Consider the following 15,527-nt stretch of genomic DNA (forward strand, 5'->3'; position numbering starts at 1 on the left):
GCGCACCCGGGGCGGTTTCCGCTGAGCGGGACTAGCTGACGGAGTTGACCAGCACCAGCGAGGAGCCGACCGTGACCCCCGTGTCGGTCTGCACGGTCAGCTGACCGCGCAGGATCCGGCCGGCCGCGGGGGCGGCCGTGGCGGTCACCGTCGCCGGCACCGTCCACGAGCTGCCCGACGCCCGCGCCGCGTTCGCGTCGGTCACCGCGACCGAACCGAACGCCGGGTTGGTGAACACGTCGAGGTAGTCGTACTCCGTGGTGCCGCTCGGCACCGCGTAGCCGTCGACCAGCGCGACCCAGGTGCCCGCCGCCGGGTTGGCGATGGTCACCGACTCCTCGGAGTCACCGTCCGCGCTCTGGCCGGCCACCACGCACGACCCGGTCGTGCAGTTGTACAGCACCAGGTCCAGGTCGGCGCCGACGTCGGACGTCCGGCCGATCGTGGCGGTCAGCGACGTCGAACCCGGCGTCACCGCGATCTGGTACTGCTGCTGCGCGCCCTCGGTGATCGACGGCCGCGAGACCTTCGCGCTGCCCAGCGTGGCGCCGTTCAGCTTGCCGGTGAACGCGCCGAGCGTGTTCTGCACGGTGTAGGACCGCGCGACCGGCTGGCCCAGCGTGGCCGAGGCGATCGTGTCCGGGTTCGGCGTGATCGCCGTGCCCAGCACGGACGCGCTCAGCTTGTACGCCGCATTGTCCACATCGGACGTCCGGCGCGCTTCGACGACGATCTCCCAGACACCCGGCAGCGGGTTCGCGAACGTCCGGCTGGTCGGCGTGCCACCCGGGCAGCCGGCCCCCGCGTCGGGGAGGTAGCAGTACGTCGTCGACGTGCTCGCCTCGGCCGGCACGCCGGTCGGGTCGTAGCGCAGGAACCGCACCTGGCCCTTGCCCGGCGCGCCGGCGCCGGCGTCCAGGTCCACCTTCAGCGCGCTGGCGCCCGGCGGCACCCGCACGAAGTAGCTGGTCGCCTGGTTGCGGGCGATCTTGCCGGCCACGTCGACCTGGAAGCCCTTGTCGGCGGTGAACTCCTGCGGCGCGAAGACCGTGTTGAGGGTCTGCACGTCGATGCCGATCGTCATCGGGTTGTCCAGGTACAGCAACGCCGAGTGGACGCCCGCGTTCTTCGGGTTCACCTTGACGTCGAACTTCACCGGCGTGTTCAGCGGCAGCACCACCGTCGGCGCCGAGGAGAACGTCCCGTCGTTCCCGGTCCACCGCGCGAAGTACGGCACCGGCTGGGCCGAGCCCGTCGTGCGGGTGATCGTGTACGTGCGGGTGTAGGCCTTGCCCGTGGTCACGCCCTCGCGGTCGTGGATGCCCACGCCGGTGTTCGGCTTGGCCAGCAGGCCCGACAGCGCGGTGTGCACCTCGACCGACGTCGTGACGGCGTCCGGCTTCGGGTTGAGCGACAGCGCGACGAACGCGGCGGGGACGTTGAACAGGCCCGCGCCCTGGGCGTACGCGCCGATGCCCGGCACGAACCGCGCGGTCGACTTGATCGCCGAACGCAGCTGCGCCACCGGCGGCCGCTGCCCGTTGTGCGTCGCCTTGTACGCGCTCACCAGCAGCGCCGCCGCGCCGGTCGCCTGCGGCGCCGCCATCGACGTGCCCTGCAGCATCGAGTAACCGGCCGGCAGGGTGTACGTGCCGGGCACCGGGCTCGGCTGCTCCCACCGCGGCACTGTCGAGATCGCCGCGCCGGGCGCGATGATGTCCGGCTTGAAGCCGCCGTCCTCACGCGGGCCGCGCGAGGAGAACGGGTGCATCGACTCGGGCGACGCGGTCTTCGAGCCGTAGTTCGAGAGCCAGGTCTCCTTGGTGATGTACGAGCCGACCGAGATCGCGTCCGTGGCCACCGACGGGTCGCCGACGGTGTTCGCCCCGGCGCCGCTGTTGCCCGCCGAGATGAAGATCTGGACGTTGTACTCGGCGATCGTGCGGTTGTAGAGCTCCGCGCGGGCGTTGTTGCCGTCGTTGAGGGCCGGCAGGCCGCCGATCGAGATGTTGATGACGTCCGCGCCGTGGCTGGCGGCGTAGACGACGCCGTCGATCAGGCCGGACGAGGTGCACGCGCTGCCGGTGAGGCAGACCTTGACCGCCAGGACCTTCGCGCCCGGGGCCGCGCCGTCCATCTTGCCGCCGAACAGGTCGTTGCCGGTGGCGATGCCCGCGACGTGCGAGCCGTGCTCGGCGCCGGCGATGCCGATGCCGACGTAGCCCGGCTTGTCGGTCTGGACGACGAAGGCCATCCGCTCGGCGATGTCGGTCGCCGGGTTGTCGGTGCCGAAGTAGCCGACGTCGTACTTCTTGGCGTAGTCGGTCATCGGCTTCTCGTCGGTGAAGTCGCCGTTGCCGTTGAGGTCGACGCGGACCTCCTTGGTCACGCTGTCGAGCAGCACGCCCCAGGAGTCGGCGCGGTCGCCGTCGCGGTTGACGTCACCGCCGGTTTCGCTGTCGGCGCCACCCAGGTCGCCCGCGGTTTCGCTGAACACGCCGAAGGTGTACGGGCCGCCGGTCGCCGGAGCCGTCCAGCTCTTGCCGTTCGCGGTGAAGGTGCCGGTGTAGGTCTGGGTGGACTGCTTGACCCAGGTGCCGTCGCCGGAGTTGGTGGCGTTGGCGTTGTACCAGTCGACGATCTTGCGCTCGCCGTGGCTGGTGGTCGCCAGCGCGGGCGAGTCGAGGTCGACGCCGGAGTCGAGCACCGCGACCGTGGTGTCCTTGCCGTCCCAGTTGGGCAGGACCTGGCCGAACTGCGCCGCGTAGGTGTCCCCGGTCGGCAGGTACGGGTTGACGCGCGGGGTGTTCTTGCCCGGGGCCGGCTGCGGCAGCGGGGTGGTCGCGCCGTCGGGCTTCGGGTCGTCCCGGTAGACGAGGCCGTCGACGTCGACGGCGTTGACGGCCGTGAGCTTCGCGGCCTTCTCCGCCTTCTCGGGCGGGATGGTGACCTTGACGTAGTCGAGCTTGGTGTCGGTGGACTGGACGACGCCACCGAGCGCCTTGAGCTGGTCGACGGCCGCGCCGGTCTGGCCCTTCTCGGCCGCGATCAGCAGCGTGACCTCGGACTTGCCGGCCTTCTCGGCTTCGGCGACGAGCTCGCGGTCGTGCTCGTCGAGGGTCTTGCCGTCGGCCGCGCCCGAGGTCGGCGGGGCGGTCTGGGCGGCGGCCACCGGAACGGCGACGCCGAGGACGGAGGCGCCGAGGGCGGTGGCGAGGACGGTGATCCCGGCCCGCCGTCTCCAGCGCGATCTGAGCTGTGTCACTGAGAACGACCCTTCGTGAAGAGATGCGTCCGTGAAGTAGACATCGTGAGATCTTCGTCAGCAATCAGACAGTTAGCCCATCGACCGCAATTGGTTGTGGGCCGAACGGCCTAGTGTGATCACCGGTTGGGCGGCCACCGGAAGCGTCGATTTCCGGTGAAAGGGACACCTTGCTATACGCGCGTGCAGCGGGCTATATTCTCGTGTAGTCGACTACACGCACGTATAGGACGCTCATGAGCACCGAAGACCTCACCGCCCGGGCCCGCATCCGCGACGCCGCCATCAAGCTCTTCACCGAGCGCGGCATGGAGAAGACGTCGATCCTCGACATCGCCGAAGAAGCCGGGGTGTCGGGCGGGCTCATCCGCCACCACTTCGGGTCCAAGGACGGCCTGCGTGAGGCCTGCGACACCTACGTCTTCGACGAGCTGGTGAAGTTCAAGGAGGACGTGCTGGCGAAGGGGGCCGCGAACCCGGGGTTCGTCCCGACGTTCGACACCCGTCAGCTGCTCTACCGCCGGTACCTGGGCCGCGCGATGATCGACGGCTCCGAAGCCGCGGCCGCCCAGTTCGTGGAGATCGTCGACGAGACCGAACGCTACTTCCGCGAGCAGGGCATGGACCTGCCGGACCCGCGGGGTGTCGCCGCCGCGCTCGCCGCGATGACCGGCGGGCTGATGATCCTGCAGGACCACGTCGCCCGCGCGCTCGGCGAGGAGCCGGGCACGAACGAGGCGATGCTGCGGATGTCGGCGGCCGCCGGGCACCTGTTCATGAACCCGCTCGCCACCACCGAAGTCCTCGAAAAGGCCCGCGAAGCGCTGGCCGCCTACCAACGGAAGGAATGACGATGGCCGAAGCGATCACCGCGGACGGCCTCACCAAGGCGTTCGGTCCCGCGAAAGCCCTCGACGGGCTCGACCTGACCGTCCACACCGGCGAGGTGCACGGCTTCCTCGGGCCGAACGGCGCCGGCAAGACCACCACGATCCGCGTCCTGCTGGGGCTGATGCGGGCCGACGGCGGCCGCGCCACCCTGCTCGGCGGCGACCCCTGGACCGACGCCACCGAGCTGCACCGCCGGCTCGCGTACGTCCCGGGCGACGTCACGCTCTGGCCCAACCTCACCGGCGGCGAGGTCATCGACCTGCTCGGGCGCCTGCGCGGCGGCCTCGACGTCAAGCGGCGCGCGGAGCTCATCGAGCGCTTCGACCTCGACCCGCGCAAGAAGGGCCGGACGTACTCGAAGGGCAACCGGCAGAAGGTCGCGCTGGTCGCGGCGCTCGCGTCCGATGTGGAACTACTGGTGTTCGACGAGCCGACGTCCGGGCTCGACCCGCTGATGGAAGAGGTGTTCCGGCAGGTCGTCGAGGAGGAGCGCGAACGCGGCGACCGGACCGTGCTGCTCTCCTCGCACATCCTGTCCGAGGTCGAGGCGCTCTGCGACCGCGTCACGATCATCCGGGCGGGGAAGACCGTCGAGTCCGGGACCCTGGACGAACTGCGGCACCTGGGCCGGATCACGATCGACGCGTCGCTCGCGCACGTCCCCGCGGACCTGGCTTCGCTGCCGGGGGTGCACGACCTGAGCTCGTACGGTTCGCACGTCCACCTGTCCGTCGACCAGTCTTCGCTGGACGACGTCATGCGGCACCTGGCCGAGGCGGGCCTGCGGAACCTGGTGAGCCGGCCGCCGACGCTCGAGGAGCTGTTCCTGCGCCACTACCAGCACGACGAGCCGGTCGGAGCGGCGCGATGACCGGGACGTGGTCGCTGCTGCGGCTGGTGCTGCGCCGCGACCGGCTGCTGATGCCGCTGTGGGTCGTCTGCTTGGCAATCGCGCCGCTGGGGTACCTGTCGTCGATCAAGGCGGCCTACCCGGACGCGGCGGCGCGGCAGCACTTCTACGACCTCAACGCGTCCAGCGCGACGTTCGTGGTCCGCAACGGCCCGCTGTACGGCTCGTCGGTCGGGAACCTCCTGGCGTGGCAGTGCGGGTTCGTCCCGGTGGTCGTTGGGCTGGTCGCGCTGCTCACGGTGGTCCGGCACACCCGGACCGAGGAGGAGGCCGGACGCCGGGAGCTGACCGGCGCGACGGTCGTCGGGCGGCACGCGGGCCTGGCGGCCGCGGTCGTTTTCTCCTGTGGCGCCTGCCTGGTGTTCGGGATCGTGGTCGGGCTCGGCGTCGCCGCGCAGGGCGAGCCGGTCGCCGGGGCTTTCGCGCTGGGGCTGGCGTTTTCGTTGGCGGGCTGGGTGTTCGCCGGGGTCGGGGCGGTCGCGGCGCAGCTGACGTGGGGCGCGAGCGGGGCCCGGGGGATCGGGATCGGCGTGCTGGTGCTGGCGTTCCTGCTGCGGGCCGCGGGGGACAGCGGCTCGGCGGGGTGGCCGGCGTGGCTGTCGCCGATCGGCTGGGCGCACCGGATGCGGCCGTTCGCGGGGGAGCAGTGGTGGGTCTTGCTCCTGGCGCTCTTCGCGACGGGTTCGCTGGTGGTCTTGGCGGTCGCGTTGTCGGCGCGTCGCGACCTCGGCGCGGCACTGCTCCCGGCCCGGCTGGGGCGTTCCGGCGCGCGAGCGTCGCTGCGGTCGCCGCTGGCGCTGGCGTGGCGGCTGCAGCGGGGGACGCTGCTGGTCTGGACCGTCTGCCTGGCGCTGGTCGGGCTGCTGATGGGCGGGGTCGCGCGGAACGTCGCGGAGATGATGCGGGACAACAAGGCCGTCGCGGACGTGTTTTCGCGCGTCGGCGGTGGCGGCGCGGTGACGGACGCGTACCTCGCCGGGACGATGACGTTGTTCGGCTTGGCGGCGGCGGGGTACGCGATCCAGGCGACGCTGAAGCTGCGTGCGGAGGAGACGGCCGGCCGGGCGGAACCGGTGCTGGCGACGGCGGTCGGCCGCATCGGCTGGGCGCTCGCGCATCTGGCGTTCGCGTTGCTGGGCTCGGCGTTCCTGCTGGCTGTAACGGGCTTGGCGATGGGGTCGGCGTCCGGCACGTCGCTGGTCCCGGCGGCGCTGGCCCAGTTGCCGGCGGTGTGGGTACTGGCCGGGTTGTCGGCGCTGCTGATCGGTTTCGTCCCGCGTTTCGCGGCGGCGGCGTGGGGGCTGCTGGGTGCGTTCCTGCTGTTGTCGCTGGTGGGCACGGCTTTGCGGTGGAACGGCGTGGTACTGGGGATCTCGCCGTTCCAGCACCTGGCGAGGCTGCCGGGCGGGACGTTCTCGATCGCGCCGGTGCTGTGGCTGGTGGCGATCGCGCTGGTGGCCGGGATCGGGGGCCTGGCAGCGTTGCGACGGCGTGACATCCCGGTGGGCTGAACGCGGTGAAGGCCACCTCTGTTTGGAGGTGGCCTTCGCCTGCATCGAGCGGCAACCGAGGGAGTCGAACCCTGCGCGGCTTGTGAAGGCGGCGCCCATGGACCGGCCCTGACCCTTCGGCGGGCGACGGCTGCCATCTCTTACAACGGTAGCTAATACCCATCTCATTCCCATCTCACTCTGTGCTTCACCCGGATGAGTCCGCCTGGCAGGGTGGTCCGCATGGATGATCTACTGCTGCGCCGGGTGCGGCCGGGGCTCGGCGGGGAGCTCGCGGACGTCCGGGTGAACGACGGCCGCGTCACGGCGATCACCGAGCCGGGGTCGGCCGGGTTCGCCGCGCGGGTCGTCGACGGGCACGGGGGCACGCTGCTGCCCGGTCTCGTCGACGCGCACGTCCACCTGGTGCAGTGGGCGACCTTCCGCCGCCGCATCCCGCTCGAAGCGGCGCGGTCGGCGGGTGAGGCGATCGAGCTGCTGCTGGCGCACCTGCTGGCGACGCCGGCGCGGCAGTCGGAACTGGTCGTGGGCGCCGGGTTCCGCGACGCGCTCTGGCCGGACCGGCCGCACAAGGACCTGCTGCAGCGGGCGCTGCCCGGCCGGGCGGTGGCGTTGTTCAGCGCGGATCTGCACACGCTGTGGCTGAGCCCGGCGGCGCTGAAGCTGATCGGCCGTGACCACCCGACGGGTGTGCTGCTGGAGAACGACTGCATGAGCGCGACGGCCCAGCTCCCGACGGCCGCGATCGACGTCCAGGACGAGTGGGTGGCCGAAGCGGTGTCCGCGGCGGCCGCGCGCGGGGTGACGCAGATCGTCGACTACGAGTACGCGGACACGGTCTCGGACTGGACACGCCGAGGTGCCCCGGCGGCCCGGATCTCGTGCGTGATCGCGAGGTACCTGCTGGACCAGACGATCGAACGCGGTCACCGCACGGGTGACGTCCTCCCGGATTCGGACGGGCTGCTGACGGTGGGCCCGTTCAAGCTCTTCGTGGACGGGTCCCTCAACACGCGCACGGCTTACTGCCACGACCCCTATCCCGGTGCGGAGTCCCCGGGGCTGCTGGAGCTTCCGCCGGCCGAGCTGGTTCCGTTGCTGGAACGGGCTTTCACGCACGGGCTGATCCCCGCGGTGCACGCGATCGGCGACCAGGCGAACACCATCGCCCTCGACGCGTTCGAGGAGGTCGGCTGCCCCGGGCGGATCGAGCACGCGCAGCTGCTGTCCCCGGCCGACGTCCCGCGGTTCGCCGAGCTGGGCGTGATCGCGGCCGTCCAGCCGGCGCACCAGCCGGACGACCGCGACGTCGCCGACCGCCATTGGCACGGAAGGACTTCCCGGGCGTTCCCCTACCGCTCCCTGCTGGAGTCGGGTGCCCGCCTGGAGTTCGGGTCGGACGCCCCGGTGGCCCCGCTGGACCCGTGGGACGGAATCGCCTCGGCGGTGTTCCGGACGGACGACGACCGCCCGGCCTGGCACCCGGAGCAGTCCATCCCCTTCCCCGACGCGCTGGCGGCGTCTTCGGGCGGCCGCCGCGGGGTGTCAGTCGGCGACGTGGCGGATCTGATGGTGACGGCGGCGGACCCGTCGGCGCTGTCGGCCGCGGACCTCCGGGCCCTCCCGGTGACGGCGACAATTCTGGCCGGGCGCGTGACCCACCTGAGCTGACCGTTCCAGGCCGATCCGCGCGGGGCTTGATTTGTCCACCGGACAACGGAAAAGATCCCACCGTGCATGTGACAACGTTGTCAGGAGGACACGGACAATGAGAACGCGGACGCGCGTCCTGGCCACCCTGCTCGCCGGGGCCACCACGATGGCCCTCGCGACCCCCGCCCGAGCCGCCGGGCCGAGGTTCGCCGACGACCCCACCACCCTCGTCGACACCTCGATCGGCAACAACGGGGACGGCACCACCTTCCCGGGCGCCACCACTCCCTTCGGGATGGTGCAGCTCAGCCCGGACACCCAGCTCAAGAAGTACGCGTCCTACGACTACGCGCAGGACACCACCCTCGGCTTCAGCCACACCCACCTCTCCGGCGTCGGCTGCCAGACCATGGGCAACTTCCGGTTCATGCCGACCACCGGCGCCGTCACCAGCAGCGATCCCGCGCAGTACGGCGCCAAGTTCAGCCACGCCGACGAAACCCGCCAGCCCGGGTACTACGGCGTGAAGCTCGCCAACGGCATCGACGCCGAGCTGACCGCCACCCAGCGCACCGGCCAGCACCGCTACACGTTCCCCGCCGGCGCCACCAGCGAAAACGTCCTCATCGAGGTCGGCGAGAGCAACGGCTACACCTACGCCGGCGACGTCCACGTCGTCGGCGACGACACCGTCGAAGGCTGGCTGCAGGGCGGGAACTTCTGCTGGGAGACGCAGAAGGAGCGCTACAAGGTCTTCTTCTCGGCCAAGTTCGACCGCAAGTTCACCAGTTTCGGCACCTGGACCGACAACAAGCTGACGCCGAACCAGCGTGACGCCAAGCTCGGCACGCAGCGCACCGGCGCCTGGCTCACCTTCGGCAGCGACAAGAGCCAGGTGGGCGCCTCCGTCGGCCTCTCGTACACCTCGATCGACGGCGCTCGCCTCAACCGCGGCGCCGAGCAGCCCAAGTCGTTCGACAAGGCGCGTGTCACCGCTCACGACACTTGGCGCGACGAGCTGAACCGCATGCGCGTCGCCGGCGGGACGACCGCCGACCAGCGGACGTACTACAGCGCGCTGTACCGGTCGCTGCTGCACCCGTCCGTCGGGTCCGATGTGGACGGTTCCTACCGCGGCTTCGACGACGCCGTCCACCGCAGCCGTGACACGTACTACCAGATGTTCTCGCTGTGGGACACCTACCGCTCGCAGAACCAGCTGGTCGCGCTCCTGCACCCGGACAAGGCCGCGGACATGACCAAGTCGATCCTGAAGATCTACCAGGACGGCGGCTGGGTCCCGCGCTGGGCGCTGGCCGGCGGTGAGACGAACGTGATGAGCGGCGACCCCGTCACGCCGTGGGTCGTCGACAACTACCGTCGCGGCCTGCTCGACGACAAGACCGCGCGTCAGCTCTTCGACGCGTTGTGGCGCAACGCGAACGAAGTCCCGAAGGACCAGTCGATCTTCCGCGGCCGCGACGGCAACCCGACGTACGTGAAGAACGGCTGGATCGGCTACCAGGACCTGTCGGGCTACACCTACGGCGACACCCGCCAGGCCGGCTCGGCGACGCTCGAGTACGCCCTCGCCGACTGCGCGCTGTCCACCATGGCTTCCGGGCTGGGCTACCGCGACAAGGCGGCGACGCTGTCAGCTCGCTGCGGCAACTTCGCGAAACTGTGGGACACCAGCGTCGATTCCCACGGGTTCACCGGGTTCCCGCGCACCCGCGCGGCGGACGGCACGGGCGTGGGCGACCCGGATCCCGCCCAGTCGACCGGCTTCCACGAGGGCACGCCGTGGCAGTACCAGTGGCTCGCCCAGCAGGACACGGCGAAGCTGTTCGGCCTGATGGGCGGCCCGGCGCAGGCCGAAAAGCGGCTCGACACGTTCTTCGACATGCCGCTGCTGCTCACGGACCCGGCGAAGGCCGCCAAGGACTCGTGGGTCCACGGCGCGTACGACTACCACAACAACTTCGCCTTCAACCCGAACAACGAGCCCGACCTGCACGCGCCCTGGATGTACAGCTGGACGGGCGCGCCGTGGAAGACGTCGGCCGTGCTGCGCGCGGCGCGGACGCTCTTCACCGACACGCCCTATGGAATGCCCGGCAACGACGACCTCGGCACCATTTCGTCGTGGCTCGTCTTCGGCATGACGGGGGTGTTCGAAGCCCAGCCCGGCTCCGGGACGTACCTGCTCAGCACGCCGATGTTCGAGAAGGTCGAGATCCACCCGGCCGGCGGCCGCGAGATCGAGATCGAGGCCCCGGGCGCGAGCGCGGCGAAGCTGCAGTACACCAAGGACGTCCAGGTCGGGCACCGGCCGTACGACCGCGGCTGGATCTCGCACGCGGACCTGCTCCGCGCGGGCAAGATCCGGTTTTCGTTGAGTGACACCCCGACGGCGTGGGGCACCAAGTCCGCCCCGCCCGCCATGTGAGTCGGTCCGTGAATGCCACATCGAGGACTCGATGTGGCATTCACGGCTTTCCGGGTTCGGACGTCAGCGAAGCCGGCGAAGAGCCGCTGACCAGGCCCGACGGGAGAGGGTGAGCTGACCGGCGGCGGGAGCTTTGCTGTCCCGCACGCCGACGGTGCGCGCGATCGCCACCTCGACACACTCGGAGTTACCGCCGCTGTAGCTCGACTTGCGCCAGGTGGCTTGCATTCGGCTCCTCGGGCTATTTGGCCGCCTCCGCGATCACCGTGCGCGAGGCTGCTTCGCTCAAAGCTCTCTCGGCCAACACTTTAGCAAGCCGCAGGTACGAGCGAATGTGATCGTCCGCGTGGAGGAAGGCGCTCGAGTAGGCGTGCTCGAGCAGTGCGATCGGCGGGGTGTCCTCGTATTCGTAGAGGAAGAAGGACCCGAGCAGGCCGGGGTGGTAGCCGGTCTCGGTGGGAAGTACCCGCAGCGAGACGTGGGGTCGTTCGGCGACCGCGAGCAGGTGGTCCATCTGGTCGGACATGATGTCCTCGCCCGCCACCGGCGCGCGCAGAGCGCGCTCGCCGATGATCGCGCGGTACTGCACCGGCTCCGGGCGGGTGAGCATCTTCTGTCGGTCGAGCCGCATGACCAGGTGGGCATCGGCCTGGCTCTGGGTGAGGCCGGAGTTGTCGAGAACGGCTCGAGCGTAATCGGGAGTCTGCAGGATCCCGGGAATGATCGAGCTGGCCCACGCGGTGATTTTGGTGGCGGACCGCTCGCATTCCAGCAAACCGGAAAGCTCGGGGCTGATTTCGGGAGATCCCGGCGTGACCCAATCCCGTTCTCGCGCCGTCCTGGCCAATTCCAGCAGATATTGCTGCTTTTCGCCGCGAATCTTGAAGAAGCCGAGGATGAGGGCCACGTCCGTCACCGAAGGCAGCCTCAACCCCTTCTCCCACAGTGACAACACCTGCGGCGCGAAGCCGAGTATGCGCGCCAGCTGGCGCAACCCCACTCCGTGCGCTTCGCGTACTTCGCGCAACCCGGCGGCCAACGCGCGAGCGCGCGGCGTGGAAGAAGTCGCTTTCATGGGCCCGATGGTACGAACGCCCGTCCGTCACCCCATCAGCGTGTTGGTGTCTACCGGATCGGACAGATTGAATGGTCCTATGTTGAGGTGGCAGCAAGCGGAGGGAAAGCGCCACGCGCTCGACGTCGCCTTCCCGCCGCGTCCCGAAGAACAGTTCACGACCCTGTGCGGGGAGGAGATGACCGTCGCGGTGTGCGATGTGCCGCAGCTCGGCGGGAACTGGTTCGACCCGACCTGCGCCGAGTGCCGGGCCGCGTGGCTGGCGCGGTGCTGACCGACGCCGACCGGGACGTACGGCTGCTCGACCGCGTCCGGGACCTGCACACGTCGCTCGCCCTCGACGTCGCGTGGCTGGCGCGCACCCTCGACGAGGAGGCGCCGCGGCCCGACATCCTCCGCGACCTCGGCGAACGGCTCGCCGACCTGGGCGCGGACCTGGTCGCCCGCGCCGACGAGCTGGACGCCCGGGTCCGCGCCACCCTCCCGGACCACGGCTGGCTCCCCGAAGCGGGCGCACGGCGGCGCGCACTGGCCGTCGCCCACCAGGTCGGCCCGCACCCCCTCCGGTGCGGGCCGATCTTCCTGGCCGTCTGCGGCGCGGCGTGCTACCCGTTCTACGGCACCGACCCGACAGGCCGGACAGCGCGGCACGAACGGTGCGAAAGGTGCCTCCACGTGCGCTGACCTGTCGTTCGTGCTGAGCTGGGGGCATGTCCGAGACGAAGACGACCGCGACCGAGAAGTTCTTCCGCGTCGCGATCGCGATCAAGGGCCTCGACGGCGCGCTGCAGGTCGTCGGGGCACTGATCCTCGCGTTCATCCCCGCCTCGACCGTCAGCGGGTTCACCCACGCGGTCATCACGCGCGACCTGCTGGGCGACCCGTCCGGCACCCTCGCCCGCCACCTCCAGTCGGCGACCGAGAACTTCCTGCACGGCGACACGAAGACGTTCGCCGTCGCGTACCTGCTCGCGCACGGCCTGATCAAGCTCGGCCTGGTCTGGGCGCTGGCGCGCAAGGTCGTACGCGCGTACCCGATCGCCGCGCTGGTCCTCGCGGCGTTCGTCGTCTACGAGATCTTCCGGGCGATCCACACCCACTCGATCGCGCTGCCGTTCTTCGCCGCGCTCGACGTCGTGATCATCGTCCTGATCCTGCGCGAGTACCGGCAGCTCAAGCGGGACCGCTAAGCGGCGACGGGAAATCGCACCGTCGTGACGTCGGCCTCCCAGGGTTCGACGTAGATGGCGGTCGCGTTGTCCGAGCCGCCGCGGTCCAGTGCCGCGGCGACCAGCTCGGCCGCTCCGGTGCCCGGCTGGGCCAGCACCGCGCGGATGCCGGTGCCGGCCAGGGGCTTGTGGACGCCGTCGCTGGTCAGCAGCAGGCCCGCGCTCGTCGTCTCCGCCGTGCCGATCTCCTCCGCCTTCGCCGTGCGGACGCTCGTGGTGACCACGTGCTCCATCCGCGGGGTCACCGGCTGGTGGCGGGCGCGGAAGTACTCGGCGAGGGTGTGGTCGGTGGTCAGGCGGTCGAGGGTGCTGCCGTCCCAGGCGTACGCGCGGGCGTCGCCGACCCAGGCGATGCGGTACCCGCCGTGCCCGGTCGGCATGGCGACGACGAGCACGGCGTCCCCGAGCGTCTGTTCGCGCACTGCCTGCTGCGCCGCGAGGATCGCTTCGACGGGTCCTTTGTGGACCGGCGTGCGTGCGGCGGCCGCGGCGGCGATCCGGGCGGCCCGCGCGGCGGCGGGATCGTCCCCGACCCCGTCGGCGAGGGCGAACACGACGCCGGGCCCCCCGGCGGCGGCGTAGGCGCCGACGGCATCGGCGTTGAGCGAGCGCGGCCCCTGCGCGCTCGCGGTGTGCCAGCGCGGGTAACCCGGACGTGTCGTGATCATCGCGGCCTCCTCATCCCCTCTGAAACCCATGATCCGCGCCGAAGCTGTGGGCCGTCTGAGACTTTCCTGTGCCGGTGGTGTCGATCCGCGTACCGTGGGAACGGGGTGGGGGACATGGAGTTCCGGATTCTCGGGCCGCTGTCGGTGAGCCGCGCGGACGGCCGCCCCGCGGTGCTCGGCGGCCGCAAGCCGCGGACGCTGCTGGCCGCGCTGCTGCTGGCGCGCGGGCGGGTCGTGCCCGACGAGCGGCTGATTTCGCTGCTGTGGGAGGACAACCGGCCGTCGACGGTCGACGCGCAGCTGTGCACGTACGTCTCCCGTCTGCGCAAGGGCCTCGGCCGGCCGGCGGGGCTCGTCCGCACCGGTGGCGGCTACCTGCTGGCTCCCGGCGGGATGATCGACGCCGAGGAGTTCGAGCGGCTCGCCGCCGTGGGGCACGACGAACTGCGCGCGGGCCGCGCCACCCGGGCGGCGCGGTTGTTCGGCGTCGCGCTGGACCTGTGGCGCGGCCCGGTGCTCGCCGACGTCGCCGAACCGCTCCGCGCCGGGGAGTCGGCGCGGTTCGAGGAGCTGCGCCTGGCCGTGCTGGAGGGCCGGATCGAGGCGGAAGTGGCGGCGGGCGACCACGTGCGCGCGGTGCCGGACGCCACCGGCCTGGTGCTGGAACACCCGCTGCGGGAACGCGCGCGGGCGCTGCTGATGGCGGCGCTCTGCGCGAGCGGACGGCAGGCGGACGCGGTGGCGGAGTACCACCGGGGCCGGCGGATCCTTGCCGAGCGGCTGGGGATCGCGCCGGGCCCGGTGCTGCGGGCGGCGTATCAGCGGGTGCTGTCCGGGTAGGGCGTCGCGCGGAAGTCCCGGTCGAGCTCGGCGGGCGACCGCGGCAGCCAGTACCGCGCGAGCGCGCGCACCTGTTCGCGCGGCAGGCCCGGGTTGACGTGCCGGTGATCCGGCCGCGCGATCGACTGCAGCGCCCACGCGAACCCGAGCACCGGGTCGATCCGCGCCCAGCGGTGGCGGTCGATGCCCAGCAGCATCTGCGCGCGCTGGATGCAGTGCCAGAAGTGGTAGCCCGACGGCGGATCCCCGTCCATGGTGTGCACTTCGGACTCGACGTCGGCCCGCCGCGGGTCGAACAGGATCCCTTGCCCGAAAGCGCTGAAGGCTCTGATGAGACCCTCTTCGTCGCCGCGGTAGAAGCGGTCGAAGTTGCCGAGCTGCAGGGCCGAGAGCGTTCTCAGCTGCGACTCGAGGGGCTTGACGAACTCGGCGTAGTTCGTCGGGTAGCCCGGTTCCAGGCTGAGGGCCCGCCACTTCGCGGGCAGGCCGCCCGGGGCGTTCTGCTGGATGAAGGGGAAGAGGACGGCGTAGGCGTCCCGGACCTCCTGGGCCGGGTGGTACAGCGCGATTTCGTCGAGCTGGTACCAGAGTTCGTTGGCCTTCCGGTCGCCGAGCATGCCCGGCACCGGCGGCAACGTCGAAGCCTCGGCGGTCCCGCTGAGCAGGCCGGTACCCGCGACCGCGACGGCCGCCCCCGCACCGAGTTTGAGCAGGCCGCGTCGATCGAGCGTCATGGATTCACCCCCGTCGGCGGCCCCCTGCCGCCGTCGCCGCCACGGTACGCAAGATTTCTATACTTTCTCTGTACGCTCGTCCCGTGGACGATCACCGCGCGGTGATGTGTTCGTTCGCTGCGGCGGAGACTTCCGAGGCGCCGAGGTCGTTCCCGCGTCGCCACCCACGCATGCGGACCGCTTCACACGCACCGCCGATGGGTGGCGATTCACCGAGCGCCGGGCCGCGGTCGACCTCGTCGGCACCGTCGGCCACCACCTGCGGCCCCGGCCGTAACGTGCCGCTGACCTGCGACGATTTC

14 protein-coding genes are annotated in these 15,527 nt (G+C 71.0%); 9 read left to right on the forward strand and 5 right to left on the reverse strand.

Annotated features, from left to right (window positions below; genetic code table 11):
• Nucleotides 1-31: 31 nt before the first annotated feature.
• A complete protein-coding gene (locus ACIRSS_RS39350; protein ID WP_400904332.1) occupies nt 32-3,265 on the reverse strand; it encodes a S8 family serine peptidase in 3,234 nt (1,077 codons plus the stop codon).
• Between the two features lie 236 nt (nt 3,266-3,501).
• Between ACIRSS_RS39350 and ACIRSS_RS39355 the strand changes: the two genes are divergently transcribed.
• From ACIRSS_RS39355 to ACIRSS_RS39375, 5 genes are all read left to right on the forward strand, one after another.
• Nucleotides 3,502-4,116 (forward strand): TetR/AcrR family transcriptional regulator, encoded by a 615-nt coding sequence (locus ACIRSS_RS39355; RefSeq protein ID WP_400904334.1) that lies wholly within the window; start codon nt 3,502-3,504, stop codon nt 4,114-4,116.
• 2 nt (nt 4,117-4,118) lie between these two features.
• On the forward strand, nt 4,119-5,027 hold the full coding sequence (locus tag ACIRSS_RS39360; RefSeq protein ID WP_400904336.1) for an ATP-binding cassette domain-containing protein: 909 nt from the start codon (nt 4,119-4,121) through the stop codon (nt 5,025-5,027).
• Nucleotides 5,024-6,577, forward strand: a complete 1,554-nt coding sequence (locus tag ACIRSS_RS39365) for an ABC transporter permease (RefSeq protein WP_400904338.1) — start codon at nt 5,024-5,026, stop codon at nt 6,575-6,577. Before ACIRSS_RS39360 ends, ACIRSS_RS39365 begins: the two co-directional genes overlap by 4 nt.
• A 222-nt stretch (nt 6,578-6,799) precedes the next feature.
• Nucleotides 6,800-8,248, forward strand: coding sequence for an amidohydrolase (locus tag ACIRSS_RS39370; RefSeq protein WP_400904340.1), 1,449 nt, complete (start codon nt 6,800-6,802; stop codon nt 8,246-8,248).
• Between the two features lie 97 nt (nt 8,249-8,345).
• A complete protein-coding gene (locus ACIRSS_RS39375) occupies nt 8,346-10,679 on the forward strand; it encodes a GH92 family glycosyl hydrolase (RefSeq protein WP_400904342.1) in 2,334 nt (777 codons plus the stop codon).
• Between the two features lie 63 nt (nt 10,680-10,742).
• On the opposite strand, the gene ACIRSS_RS39380 is transcribed toward ACIRSS_RS39375, so the two are convergent.
• Both ACIRSS_RS39380 and ACIRSS_RS39385 read right to left on the reverse strand, forming a co-directional pair.
• Nucleotides 10,743-10,907 carry a DUF397 domain-containing protein gene (locus ACIRSS_RS39380; protein WP_400904344.1) on the reverse strand — a complete coding sequence of 55 codons (165 nt, stop codon included), beginning with the start codon at nt 10,905-10,907 and terminating at the stop codon, nt 10,743-10,745.
• 13 nt (nt 10,908-10,920) lie between these two features.
• Nucleotides 10,921-11,754 carry a helix-turn-helix domain-containing protein gene (locus ACIRSS_RS39385; protein ID WP_400904346.1) on the reverse strand — a complete coding sequence of 278 codons (834 nt, stop codon included), beginning with the start codon at nt 11,752-11,754 and terminating at the stop codon, nt 10,921-10,923.
• 79 nt (nt 11,755-11,833) lie between these two features.
• On the opposite strand from ACIRSS_RS39385, the gene ACIRSS_RS39390 reads away from it, so the two are divergent.
• The 3 genes from ACIRSS_RS39390 to ACIRSS_RS39400 are packed head-to-tail and all read left to right on the forward strand — an operon-like array spanning nt 11,834 to nt 12,944.
• Nucleotides 11,834-12,028, forward strand: coding sequence for a zinc finger protein (locus ACIRSS_RS39390; protein ID WP_400904348.1), 195 nt, complete (start codon nt 11,834-11,836; stop codon nt 12,026-12,028).
• Nucleotides 12,022-12,438: a hypothetical protein gene (locus ACIRSS_RS39395; RefSeq protein WP_400904350.1), complete on the forward strand. Its 417-nt coding sequence runs from the start codon at nt 12,022-12,024 to the stop codon at nt 12,436-12,438. Before ACIRSS_RS39390 ends, ACIRSS_RS39395 begins: the two co-directional genes overlap by 7 nt.
• Nucleotides 12,439-12,464: 26 nt before the next feature.
• Nucleotides 12,465-12,944: a DUF2127 domain-containing protein gene (locus ACIRSS_RS39400; protein WP_400904352.1), complete on the forward strand. Its 480-nt coding sequence runs from the start codon at nt 12,465-12,467 to the stop codon at nt 12,942-12,944.
• Here the strand turns inward: ACIRSS_RS39400 and ACIRSS_RS39405 are convergent.
• Complete coding sequence (locus ACIRSS_RS39405) at nt 12,941-13,651, reverse strand: PP2C family protein-serine/threonine phosphatase (RefSeq protein WP_400904354.1); 711 nt, start codon at nt 13,649-13,651, stop codon at nt 12,941-12,943. The two genes, ACIRSS_RS39400 and ACIRSS_RS39405, sit on opposite strands and share 4 nt — an antisense overlap.
• A 114-nt stretch (nt 13,652-13,765) precedes the next feature.
• Between ACIRSS_RS39405 and ACIRSS_RS39410 the strand changes: the two genes are divergently transcribed.
• The gene (locus ACIRSS_RS39410) at nt 13,766-14,491 is read left to right on the forward strand and encodes a BTAD domain-containing putative transcriptional regulator (protein WP_400904356.1); all 726 of its coding nucleotides are present in this window, start codon (nt 13,766-13,768) and stop codon (nt 14,489-14,491) included.
• On the opposite strand, the gene ACIRSS_RS39415 is transcribed toward ACIRSS_RS39410, so the two are convergent.
• Complete coding sequence (locus ACIRSS_RS39415) at nt 14,470-15,225, reverse strand: hypothetical protein (protein WP_400904358.1); 756 nt, start codon at nt 15,223-15,225, stop codon at nt 14,470-14,472. The genes ACIRSS_RS39410 and ACIRSS_RS39415 overlap by 22 nt on opposite strands.
• Nucleotides 15,226-15,527: the final 302 nt, after the last annotated feature.

The sequence above is a fragment of the Amycolatopsis sp. NPDC101161 genome (assembly GCF_044768185.1).
In the GTDB taxonomy this organism is placed as follows: Bacteria; Actinomycetota; Actinomycetes; order Mycobacteriales; family Pseudonocardiaceae; genus Amycolatopsis.

What these genes read in the sequence shown, in the direction of transcription:
- ACIRSS_RS39390 (WP_400904348.1), top strand. Translation starts at nt 11,834, where the DNA reads ATGTTGAGGTGGCAGCAAGCGGAGGGAAAGCGCCACGCGCTCGACGTC.
- ACIRSS_RS39370 (WP_400904340.1), top strand. Translation starts at nt 6,800, where the DNA reads ATGGATGATCTACTGCTGCGCCGGGTGCGGCCGGGGCTCGGCGGGGAG.
- ACIRSS_RS39410 (WP_400904356.1), top strand. Translation starts at nt 13,766, where the DNA reads ATGGAGTTCCGGATTCTCGGGCCGCTGTCGGTGAGCCGCGCGGACGGC.
- ACIRSS_RS39415 (WP_400904358.1), bottom strand. Translation starts at nt 15,225, where the DNA reads ATGACGCTCGATCGACGCGGCCTGCTCAAACTCGGTGCGGGGGCGGCC.
- ACIRSS_RS39365 (WP_400904338.1), top strand. Translation starts at nt 5,024, where the DNA reads ATGACCGGGACGTGGTCGCTGCTGCGGCTGGTGCTGCGCCGCGACCGG.
- ACIRSS_RS39385 (WP_400904346.1), bottom strand. Translation starts at nt 11,754, where the DNA reads ATGAAAGCGACTTCTTCCACGCCGCGCGCTCGCGCGTTGGCCGCCGGG.
- ACIRSS_RS39360 (WP_400904336.1), top strand. Translation starts at nt 4,119, where the DNA reads ATGGCCGAAGCGATCACCGCGGACGGCCTCACCAAGGCGTTCGGTCCC.
- ACIRSS_RS39405 (WP_400904354.1), bottom strand. Translation starts at nt 13,651, where the DNA reads ATGATCACGACACGTCCGGGTTACCCGCGCTGGCACACCGCGAGCGCG.
- ACIRSS_RS39375 (WP_400904342.1), top strand. Translation starts at nt 8,346, where the DNA reads ATGAGAACGCGGACGCGCGTCCTGGCCACCCTGCTCGCCGGGGCCACC.
- ACIRSS_RS39380 (WP_400904344.1), bottom strand. Translation starts at nt 10,907, where the DNA reads ATGCAAGCCACCTGGCGCAAGTCGAGCTACAGCGGCGGTAACTCCGAG.
- ACIRSS_RS39355 (WP_400904334.1), top strand. Translation starts at nt 3,502, where the DNA reads ATGAGCACCGAAGACCTCACCGCCCGGGCCCGCATCCGCGACGCCGCC.
- ACIRSS_RS39400 (WP_400904352.1), top strand. Translation starts at nt 12,465, where the DNA reads ATGTCCGAGACGAAGACGACCGCGACCGAGAAGTTCTTCCGCGTCGCG.